Below are 10,511 nucleotides of genomic sequence, written 5' to 3' on the forward strand. Positions count from 1 at the left end.
CTGCGTGGTGGCGCAGAACGTGGCGTCGAACGGCTCGGGGGTGTTCTGGGGGACGAACGCGGATCTGCGCAGCTGCACGATCGTGAGCAACGTGGCGGGGCGCAACGACTGTGGGGCGGCGGTGGACCTGTACAACGGCTCGGTGCTCAACACGATCGTGTACGGGAACGCGTCGCCGGCGGGGGCGCAGCGGACGAACTTCTACGTGCGGACGGCGGCGGTGGTGTGGTCGAGGTCGCAGAGTTCGGCGGGGACGTCGCAGTGTGGAAACCGGCATGTCAGATCGCGGGCCCTGACGAACTCGGCGAGAGCCTCCGACGGTCGGTACCGCGGCTCCGGCTCGTGCAGCGGACCCCGAAGATGCCGCACCGTCGCGCCCGAGCGGATCAGCTCAGCCAGCAGTGGCCCGGGAACCATGCCGCCACCGAGAATGACCGAACTCGACGGCGGTCCCGTGGGTTCGGGCTCAGGCTCCGGCGCCGGAAGATCGAGAAGGTTCATGTCGCGGGTGATCGGTCGACACTGGGGCTCTCCGGACAGGTGCGGATCCGGCTCTCCCTGCAGCGCGGTGCTTTCCGCCAGAACGTGAATCACCACCGCACTCGCGGACCCACCGGCCGCCGCAGCCTCGCAGGCCGGCGAACCGCAGAGGCACGACAACTGCTCGCTGCCCGCCGCGAGCGCGCCCAGCGCATCGGCGCGGCGCTGGGACAAGGTACGCGGATCGTCCTCGCAGACACCGCGCGCCATCTGCATCAGCCGCCGTTCCAGGATCGCTGCGTCGGTCGAGTAGAGCCTTCCCCACATCGCCGTGGTGCCGGAGGTGTCGTCGCGGCTGCCGATCTCGACGTTGCGGTCGCGCGCGAGGGACCGGATGCGCCGCAAAGCCCCCGGATCGAAACGGTCCACCCACATATCGACCGCCTGCTCCAGTTTGCGGTCGGACAGTGGTCCCCAGGCGCGCGCGTGATCGGCGACAGCAGTGTCGATAGCGGCAAGGGCCTGCTCGTCCTGCACGAGTTCGGTGCGCCAGATGATGGCGGACACGATGCGATAGCTGAGCACGCCGTCGGCGAACAGCGCGGCGACCTGCGGCAGCCTGCGGTACAGCGACACGCCGAGATGCATCTGGCCGGAGGCCCGTCCCTGGCTGAGTCCCAGCGCCGCTGCCACTTCGGCGGCCGCGGCATCCCACGAGTCGCAGGCCCACAGCGCCCGGTCGTCATCCCCGCAGCGGCGGCGGGCCAATTCGGCGATCGCCGCCAGTCGACGCGCGGAAGCCGCGGCCTCGGCGCCGGCCCACTGCTCGATCGCGGCGACGACGGCCGCGTCGTCGGCGGATCTCAAACCAGGATCGAACATGTGTTCTATTCTGCCCCCGGGGTCCGACAAGTCCGGGGTGGCGCCTGCCGTCGGCCCGCGACAAAGACGAGACCGCACCGAACCCGCATCGCCGTCTTGTCTCACTAGCCTCGACCGGCGTGGGTGTCCTGTCCGGCTGGCTGCGTCGTGCCACCCCGCTGCTGGCGTCGATCCTGGTCGGGCTGGGTGGGCTGGCCTCACCCGTCCCGGCAGCGGCCGAGCCCGATCCTCAGCCGGCGGCTCTGACCCCGCCCGACGGTCCCGCGCGGGCCTGGTTGGTCGCGGACATGATCAGCGGGCGCATCCTCGGCGGCAAGGACCCCTACGGAAGTTACGCTCCGGCCAGCACCATCAAGGCCCTGCTGGCGATGGTCGTCCTCGATCAGCTCAACCCGGCCGTCGCGGTCCGCGCGACGCCGTCGAGCACCGACGTGGAGTGCTCCTGCGTAGGCCTGGTGCCCGGCGCGGTCTACACCACCCGCCAACTGCTCGACGCGCTGCTGATGGTGTCCGGCAACGACGCCGCCAACCTGCTCGCCGAGATGCTCGGGGGCACGCAGGTCGCCTTGGCCAAGATGAACACCAAGGCCTACCAGGTCGGTGCCCGCAGCACCCGGGCCGGCTCCCCGTCCGGACTCGACGGCCCGGGCTGGGAATCGGCGACCACACCACACGATCTGGCGGTCATTTACCGGGCGGCGTTGAGCTACCCGCTGTTCGTCCAAATCATCCACCAAACCTCCGCCCCGTTCCCGGACGGATCGGGCGGGATCAAACAGCTCCGCAGCCAGGACCGGCTGCTGCCCGACTACCCCGGCTTCATCGGCGGCAAGACCGGATACACCAACCTCGCCCAGGACACCTACGTCGCCATGGCCCAACGGGACGGCAGACGTCTGGTCGTCGTGCAGATGTACGGCAGCGACGCGCTGTGGGATCAGGCACGGGCCCTGCTGGACTGGGGCTTCGCGCAGTAGCTAGAAGACCGCTCCGGCCAGGATGACCCTATCCGGGCGGGACAGTACGGCGGAGCCGGAGCGTGGGTCGTCGGTATAGCACAACAGATCCGCCGGCGCACCGTCCGCCAGCGCAGGTCTGCCCAGCCAGCCTCGGGCGTCCCACGATGCCGCTGCCAGGGCCTGCGTCGGCGTCATGCCTATTCCCGTCAGCGCCTGCACCTCGTCGGCGATCAAGCCGTGTGGCAGATTGCCGCCCGCATCGGTACCGGCGTAGATGGGTACACCGGCATCGTGTGCCGCGGCGATGCGCTGACGAGAGCGTGCGTACAGCTCGCGCATATGAGCCGCATAGGACGGATATCTTGTTGCCGCAGCGGCGAAGTCGGGAAAGTTGTCGATGTTGATCAGAGTCGGCACCAACGCGGTTCCCCGCTCCGCCATCATCGCCACGGTGTCCTCCGTCAGCCCGGTGCCGTGTTCGATGCAGTCGATGCCCGCCGCGATCAGTCCCGGCAGGGCGTCCTCACCGAAAACGTGCGCCGTCACCCGAGCGCCCGCTGCGTGCGCGGCGCCGACAGCGGCCACGAGCACCTCGTCGGACCACAGCGGCGCGAGATCGCCCACCGCTCGGTCGATCCAGTCACCGACGAGCTTGACCCATCCGTCCCCGCGACGGGCCTGCTCGACCACCGCGTCGGGAAGCTGCCACTCGTCGTCGAGTTCGAGGGCATAGCCCTGCGAGTACCGCTTGGGTCGCGCGAGATGCCTTCCCGCCCTGATGATCCGGGGCAGATCGTGATGGGAGTCGAGGCTGCGGGTGTCGGTCGGAGATCCGCAGTCACGCAACAGCAGCGCTCCGGCTGCGCGCTCAGTCTCAGCCTGGGTGATCGCCTCGTCGAGACCAACCGCACCCTGCGGTCCCAATCCGACATGGCAGTGCGCGTCGACCAGGCCGGGGATGATCCAGCCGCCGTCGAAGATGGTCTGCGCCCCGGCCACCGACTCAGCGCGAAGAAGACCGTCGGCGATCCACCACTCGGCCGCCTCGCCGGCGGGCAGGCTGCGGCCGCGCACGTGGTAGGCGACCACTGCGCTACTTCTTGCCGGGGAACTTCAGCTTGGACAGATCGAAGTCAGCCAGCCCGGGGGGAAGTTCGTTGAGACCCGGCGGCAGTTGCGAAAGGTCGGGCATTCCCGGTAATCCCGCGCCCAGCATCGGGTTCCGTGGCCTGGCGCCTTTCTTGCCCTTCTTCCCCTTGCCCTTGGCGCTGCGCTTGGACGACCGCTTGGCGAAGGGCATTCCCATCGCCCCGGCCATCTGCGACATCATCTTGCGCGCCTCGAAGAATCGGTCGACGAGCTGGTTGACCTCCGAGACCGCAACTCCCGAGCCGTTGGCGATGCGCAGTCGCCGCGACGCGTTGATGATCTTGGGATCGGCCCGCTCCTCGGGTGTCATCCCGCGGATGATGGCCTGCACGCGGTCGAGATGTTTGTCGTCGACGGCGGCCAGTGCATCCTTCATCTGTCCGGCGCCGGGCAGCATGCCCAGCAGGTTGCCGATCGGCCCCATCTTGCGGATCGCCAGCATCTGCTCGAGGAAGTCCTCCAGGGTCAGTTCGCCGGAGCCGATCTTGGCCGCGGCCTCCTCTGCCTTCTTGGCGTCGAACACCTGCTCGGCCTGCTCGATGAGCGAGAGCACATCACCCATTCCCAGAATCCGGCTGGCCATCCGGTCGGGGTGGAAGACGTCGAAGTCCTCGAGCTTCTCCCCCGTCGAGGCGAACAGGATCGGCACGCCGGTGATCTCGCGCACTGACAGCGCCGCGCCACCGCGGGCGTCGCCGTCGAGTTTGGTCAGCACCACCCCGGTGAAGCCGACTCCCGCACCGAACGCCTCGGCGGTGGCCACCGCGTCCTGGCCGATCATGGCATCGAGCACGAACAGCGTCTCGTCCGGCGAGACCGCGTCACGGATCGCAGCGGCCTGCTCCATGAGCACCTCGTCGATGCCCAACCGGCCGGCGGTGTCCACGACGACCACGTCGAAATGCTTGGCCCGCGCCTCGGTCAGTCCCGCCGCGGCGACGGCGACCGGGTCACCGGGGCCGCCGTCCTCGACTTCGGGAGCGTCGGCGGCGGTGCCCGGATGCGGGGCGAACACGCTCACGCCGGCACGCTCGCCGACGATCCTGAGCTGATTGACCGCACCGGGCCGCTGCAGGTCGCACGCAACCAACAGCGGGGTGTGCCCCTGGCCCTTGAGCCATGCCGCCAGCTTGCCGGCCAGCGTCGTCTTGCCCGCACCCTGCAGGCCGGCCAGCATGATCACCGTCGGCGGCGTCTTGGCGAAGTACAGCTGGCGGGTCTGGCCGCCGAGGATGCCGACCAGTTCCTCGTTGACGATCTTGACGACCTGCTGGGCCGGGTTGAGGGCACCGGAAACCTCGGCACCCTTGGCCCGCACCTTGATGCGGTCGATGAAGGTGCGCACCACCGGAAGCGAGACGTCGGCCTCCAGCAGCGCCAGCCGGATCTCCCGGGTGGTGGCGTCGATATCGGCGTCGGTCAGCCGGCCTTTGCCGCGCAGGCCGGCCAGTGCGCCGGTGAGCCGGTCGGAGAGGGATTCGAACACCGGCTCAGCCTACCTAGCTCGCCTCCTCGGCCGGTTCCGCAGCCGACGGCGCCGGGAGCACCGCGTAGAGGTCGCGCTCCAGGGCCTCCCGGTCGGACCCAGAGCCCGGCGCCGAGATCGCGAAGACGTCGATGACCGACGTCCCCAGGGTGGTGATCTTGGCCCACCCGATATCGGTCCCGGCGCGCTCCAGCACCGAGGTCAACGCGGCGAGCAGGCCGGTCCGGTCGGCGGCGCGGACCTCCACCAGCGCACGACCGGACGGACCGTCGTGCCAGAGGATGCGCGGCGGGGCGGCCGCTGCCGCGGGAACCGAGGGCGGGGACTCACCGGCTCGGGTGCCACTGCCGTACCGGGCCGTCTCGTGGTCGCGCTTGTCCAGGGTTCCGATCACGTCGAGATCGCCGGCCAGCGCCAGGATGAACTGCTGGCGCAGCAGTTCAGCCGGCGGCGGGTCGCCGAAATGGGGCGAGACGACGAAGGTGTTGATGGCCGAACCGCCGGCGCTGTTCACCGAAGCAGAGTGCACGCGCAGCGAATTCAGCGCCAAGACCCCCGCCGCCTTGGACAGCAGGCCGCGGCGGTCCGGCGCGATCATGGTGACCTCATAGGTGTGCGTGCAGGACCCTGGGATCATGTCGAGGTGTATCTGACCGTCGTGGGCCATCGCAAGGTGCTCGGCCGCAACGGGTTCCGGCTCCGGCGGTCCATGACCGGCCACCCTCGATCGGCAACGATTGACCAGATCCCCGATCAGTGCGGCTTTCCAGTCGCCCCACACGCCCGGCCCCGTTGCCAGAGAGTCGGCCTCGGCGAGGGCCTGGAGCAACTCCAGCAGGACGTACTCGCCGTCCAGTGCCTCGACAACGGCATCGACGGTGGCCGGATCCTGGAGATCGCGACGTGTCGCCGCCGCCGGCAGCAGCAGGTGATGGCGCACCATCGCCGACAGCAGCCGAACATCGGAGGGCCACAGCCCCAATCGGTTGCCCACCTGAACGGCCAGCTCGGCCCCGACGACGCTGTGATCGCCACCGCGCCCCTTGCCGATGTCGTGCAGCAGCGCCCCGAGGACGAGCAGATCCGGCCGCGACACCCTGGTCGTGAAAGCGCTTGCCCGGAAAACGGTTTCAACGAGGTGGCGGTCCACCGTCCAGGTATGGATCGGATCTCGGGGCGGCAGGTCGCGCACCGGACCCCACTCGGGGAACAGCCGACCCCACAGACCCGATCGGTCCAGGGACTCGACGGTGGCGACCGTCGTCGGACCCGCGGTCAGCAGCACCAGCAGGTCATCGAGGGCATCCCGCGGCCAGGGTTCGCGAAGCTCCGGCGCGGTATCGGCCAGCCGGCTCAGGGTCGACGCGGCGATCGGGATGCCGGTCGTGGCCGAAGCGGCCGCCACCCGGAGAACCAGACCGGGGTCGCGCTGCGGCCGGGCGTCGCGGGCCAGGATCACCTCGCCGGCGTACTCCACTACTCCCTCGTCCAGCGGCCTGCGCAGCGGACGGCGCAGCACCGACAAGCCCCGCCGCGGCAGGGCGTTGGCGGCGGTCCGAATCCCGGAGTCGACGTAGAAGCTGACGGTGCGGGCGGCGTCGGAGAGCAGCCGGGCCAGGTCGAACCGGTCGCCGATGCGCAACGCGGCACCGACCTCATCGGCGTACTGCGCCTGCAGCTGGTCTCGGCCCCGTCCGGACACCCGGTGCAGCTCGGTGCGGACGTCGAGCAACGCCCGCTGCGCGGTTCCCAGCGAATGCGCCGGAGAATCCGGCGCGTGACTGGGATAGACGTCGGCAAGTTGCGCGGCCGCGAGTGCCTTGAGTACCCCGACGTCGCGCAGGCCGCCCTTGCCGGACTTCAGGTCGGGTTCAGCGCGGTGCGCGATCTGGCCGCTGCGCTGCCAACGCGCCCGAGTGTGTTCGACGAGCTCCTCGAAGCGGGACGTGATGCCGGTGCGCCACTGCCGGCGCGCGTCCGCGATCAGCTTCGAGGACAACTCCGGGTCTCCGGCGATGTGGCGGACCTCCAGCATCGCCACACCCGCCGCGATGTCCGCACCGGCGACCTCGAGCGCCTCCGGGACTGTCCGGACACTGTGGTCGAGCCGAATGTTGGCGTCCCACAGCGGATACCACAGCTGCTCGGCCACCCCGGTCACCGTCTCCTCGGGCAAACCATCGTGCAGCAGCATCAGATCGAGGTCGGAGAACGGGACAAGCTCGCGACGGCCCAGGCCGCCGGTGGCGACCAGGGCGAGCCGGCTGGACGGCGTGATTCCCAGCTCAGCGGCCTTCACGGTGAGCCACAGATCGTGCAGATCCAGCAGCGCCTCACGCAGACCGGCGCTGTCGAGCTTGCGCTGGCCACTGTCCAGCAGACGGCGGACAGCGGTCGCCAGATCGGTGGCGGCCTGGGATGACATGCGGCCCGGCGTCAGAGCGCGTCGGGTCCGCGTTCGCCGGTGCGGACACGGATGACGGTGTCGACCGGACTCACCCAGACCTTCCCGTCGCCGATCTTGCCGGTGCGGGCGGCGGCGACGATGACGTCGACGACCTTGTCGGCAGCCGAATCGTCGACGACGACCTCCACCCTGACCTTGGGTACGAAATCGACCGAGTACTCGGCACCCCGATAGACCTCGGTGTGACCCTTCTGCCGACCGTATCCCTGGACCTCGCTGACCGTCATGCCCAGCACACCCATCTCCTCCAGGCCGGTCTTGACGTCTTCGAGCGTGAAGGGCTTGATGATCGCGGTAATCAACTTCATGTTCGCTATACCTCCGCGCCGTGCCGACTCAGGACCGGACTGCTGCCGGCTATCGCGAGGTCGTACGCGGTCTCCGCGTGTTCGGCTTCGTCGATACCGGTTGCCTCGTACTCCCGGTCGAGCCGCAGTCCGATGGTGTACTTGATGAGCAAGGCCAAGATAGCCGTGATGACCGCGGTGTATCCCAGAACGGCGAAGGCCCCGACCGCCTGGCGCCACAACTGTTCGGCACCGCCGCCGTAGAACAGGCCGTCCACCGCGGCCGGTGCCTCCGCGGTGGCCACCAGTCCGACCATCAGGGTGCCCACCAGGCCGCCGAACAGGTGCACGCCGACCACGTCGAGCGAGTCGTCGAAGCCGAATCTGAATTTCAATCCGACCGCCAGTGCGCAGATCACCCCGGCTGCCGCTCCGATCGCCAGCGCACCGACGACGTTCACCGACGAGCACGACGGGGTGATCGCCACCAGGCCGGCGACCACTCCGGAGGCCGCGCCCAGCGTGGTGGCGTGCCCGTCGCGGATCCGCTCGGTGAGCAACCAGCCGAGCATGGCCGCGGCGGTGCCGACCGTGGTGGTGACGAAGGTGGCCCCGGCGATGCCGTTGGACCCGACCGCCGAGCCGGCATTGAAGCCGTACCACCCGAACCACAGCAGGCCCGCTCCGAGCATCACGAACGGCAGGTTGTGCGGGCGCATGGGCGTTGCCGGCCAGCCCATGCGCTTACCGAGGATGAGGGCGAGCACCAGGCCGGCCACGCCCGCATTGATGTGCACGGCGGTACCGCCGGCGAAGTCGATCGCCTTGAGCTTGTTGGCGATCCAGCCGCCGGTCTCGGCGGTGACGCCGTTGAAGGCGAACACCCAGTGCGCTACCGGGAAATAGACGAAGGTGGCCCACAACCCGGCGAACAGCAGCCAGCCGCCGAACTTCATGCGGTCGGCGACCGCCCCGGAGATCAGGGCGACGGTGAGGATGGCGAACATCAGTTGGAAGGCCACGAACACCGTCTGCGGGATCGTCCCGGCCAGCGGCACCGCGACCTCGGGTGCGTCCGGCGTCAGCTGGAGATAGGTCCCCCCGATGAGTCCCTTGAGGCCGAAGTACTGACTCGGGTCACCGAAGAGGCCGAATTTGTCCTCGCCGAACGCCAGCGAGTAGCCGTAGAGCACCCAGAGCACGGTCACGACACCCATCGCGCTGACGCTCATCATGATCATGTTGAGCACCCCACGGGCGCGCACCATGCCGCCATAGAAGAACGCCAGTCCGGGTGTCATCAGCAGCACCAGCGCGGCGCTTGCCAGCATCCACGCGGTGTCGCCACTGTCCGGCGCGCCCAGTACCGGGAATTGGTCCACTCGCGGTTCCCTCCTTCATCCCGCCGTCACGCCACGGCGAGGCGCCGCGACAGACAGAACCTTGCGCAGTCGTTGTTTCCGGGCCGAACCCTGCGCGTTTCATCGATGTGAACGGTTGGCGGACTCAGGTTTCGCTGTTGTTACACGCCAGGCGGGCAGGTCAGCCCAGCAGCGCGTCGACGAATGCGGCCGGCTCGAATGGCGCCAGGTCGTCGGGGCCCTCGCCGAGGCCGACCAGTTTGACCGGTACGCCCAGCTCCTGCTGGACCCGGAACACGATGCCGCCCTTGGCGGTCCCGTCCAGCTTGGTCAGAACCACGCCGGTGATGTTGACGACATCGGCGAACACCCGGGCCTGGGCCAGACCGTTCTGTCCGATGGTGGCGTCGAGGACCAGCAGCACCTCGTCGACGGCGGCGCGCTTCTCCACGACCCGCTTGACCTTGCCGAGTTCGTCCATCAGTCCGGTCTTGGTGTGCAGCCGTCCGGCGGTGTCGATGACGACGACGTCGGCACCGGTCGCGATACCCCTGTCGACGGCGTCGAAGGCCACCGAGGCCGGGTCGGCCCCCTCGGCGCCGCGCACCACCTCGGCACCGACTCGCGCCGCCCAGGTTTGCAGCTGGTCGGCGGCGGCCGCCCGGAAGGTGTCGGCGGCGCCCAGCACCACCCGGCGACCGTCGGCGACCAGGACCCGGGCCAGCTTGCCCACGGTGGTGGTCTTGCCGGTTCCATTGACCCCGACGACGAGCAGTACCGACGGCGTATCCGCGTGCGGCAGGGCCTTCACGGACCGATCCAGCCCGGGATCGAGCTCCCCCACCAGGACCTCGCGCAGCACCTCGCGCGCCTCGGACTCGCCGTGCACTGCGCCGCTGGCGAGTCGGGACCGCAACTGTTCGGCCACCGAGGCGGTGGCGACCGGGCCGAGATCGGCGATCAGCAGAGTGTCCTCGACTTCCTCCCAGGACGCGTCGTCGAGGTCGCCGCCGCCGAGCAACCCGAGCAGACTGCGGCCGAAAGCGTTCTGCGACTTGGCCAGCCGGCCGCGCAACCGCTCCAGCCGGCCCTGCGCGGGCGCGATCTCCTCCACCCGGTCCGGTGACGCCTCGGGCGGGCTCGGCGCCGGCGGCTCGGGCAGGTGCACCTGGGCGATCGGTCGCTTCGGCGAATCGCGCGGGACGGCCGCGTCGTCACCGACTCCGGGCAGGCCGGTTCCCGACTGGGTGAACGTGATGGACGACGAGGCCGTGTAACCCCCGGAGCGGTCGGTGGGGGCACCGGTGCGGGGAGCGGGCAGCAGGCTGACCCGACGACGGCGGTAGCGCACCAGACCGACCACGAGCGCGGCGACGACGAGGACGGCGATGACCGCGACGGCGATCCAGAGTTCGGGTGTCACAGCGTCATTGTTTCAGG

General features: G+C 69.5%; 8 protein-coding genes. 1 reads left to right on the forward strand and 7 read right to left on the reverse strand.

Annotation, left to right across the window (positions count from 1 at the left end):
- Positions 1-201: 201 nt before the first annotated feature.
- On the reverse strand, positions 202-1,362 hold the full coding sequence (locus tag ACKOB8_RS02015) for a DUF222 domain-containing protein (RefSeq protein WP_526375126.1): 1,161 nt from the start codon (positions 1,360-1,362) through the stop codon (positions 202-204).
- Between the two features lie 140 nt (positions 1,363-1,502).
- Here ACKOB8_RS02015 and ACKOB8_RS02020 point away from each other — a divergent pair, with 140 nt between their 5' ends.
- On the forward strand, positions 1,503-2,339 hold the full coding sequence (locus tag ACKOB8_RS02020; RefSeq protein ID WP_526375140.1) for a D-alanyl-D-alanine carboxypeptidase family protein: 837 nt from the start codon (positions 1,503-1,505) through the stop codon (positions 2,337-2,339).
- Here the strand turns inward: ACKOB8_RS02020 and ACKOB8_RS02025 are convergent, their stop codons facing one another.
- The 6 genes from ACKOB8_RS02025 to ftsY form a co-directional block, all read right to left on the reverse strand.
- Positions 2,340-3,410 (reverse strand): amidohydrolase family protein, encoded by a 1,071-nt coding sequence (locus ACKOB8_RS02025; protein WP_526375128.1) that lies wholly within the window; start codon positions 3,408-3,410, stop codon positions 2,340-2,342.
- 4 nt (positions 3,411-3,414) lie between these two features.
- Complete coding sequence (ffh, locus tag ACKOB8_RS02030; protein ID WP_526375130.1) at positions 3,415-4,956, reverse strand: signal recognition particle protein; 1,542 nt, start codon at positions 4,954-4,956, stop codon at positions 3,415-3,417.
- A 13-nt stretch (positions 4,957-4,969) separates the two neighbouring features.
- A complete protein-coding gene (locus ACKOB8_RS02035; RefSeq protein WP_526375132.1) occupies positions 4,970-7,381 on the reverse strand; it encodes a [protein-PII] uridylyltransferase in 2,412 nt (803 codons plus the stop codon).
- An 11-nt stretch (positions 7,382-7,392) separates the two neighbouring features.
- Positions 7,393-7,731, reverse strand: a complete 339-nt coding sequence (locus ACKOB8_RS02040) for a P-II family nitrogen regulator (RefSeq protein ID WP_526375134.1) — start codon at positions 7,729-7,731, stop codon at positions 7,393-7,395.
- Positions 7,732-7,736: 5 nt separating this feature from the next.
- Positions 7,737-9,092: an ammonium transporter gene (locus tag ACKOB8_RS02045; RefSeq protein ID WP_526375136.1), complete on the reverse strand. Its 1,356-nt coding sequence runs from the start codon at positions 9,090-9,092 to the stop codon at positions 7,737-7,739.
- Positions 9,093-9,252: 160 nt separating this feature from the next.
- Complete coding sequence (gene ftsY / locus ACKOB8_RS02050; RefSeq protein WP_526375138.1) at positions 9,253-10,494, reverse strand: signal recognition particle-docking protein FtsY; 1,242 nt, start codon at positions 10,492-10,494, stop codon at positions 9,253-9,255.
- Positions 10,495-10,511 lie beyond the last annotated feature (17 nt).

The organism is Mycobacterium sp. (assembly GCF_046091765.1).
GTDB lineage: Bacteria > Actinomycetota > Actinomycetes > Mycobacteriales > Mycobacteriaceae > Mycobacterium.

Bases quoted from the DNA above. Each gene is read 5' to 3' on its own strand.
- ACKOB8_RS02035 (WP_526375132.1), bottom strand. From the start codon at position 7,381: ATGTCATCCCAGGCCGCCACCGATCTGGCGACCGCTGTCCGCCGTCTG.
- ACKOB8_RS02015 (WP_526375126.1), bottom strand. From the start codon at position 1,362: ATGTTCGATCCTGGTTTGAGATCCGCCGACGACGCGGCCGTCGTCGCC.
- ACKOB8_RS02040 (WP_526375134.1), bottom strand. From the start codon at position 7,731: ATGAAGTTGATTACCGCGATCATCAAGCCCTTCACGCTCGAAGACGTC.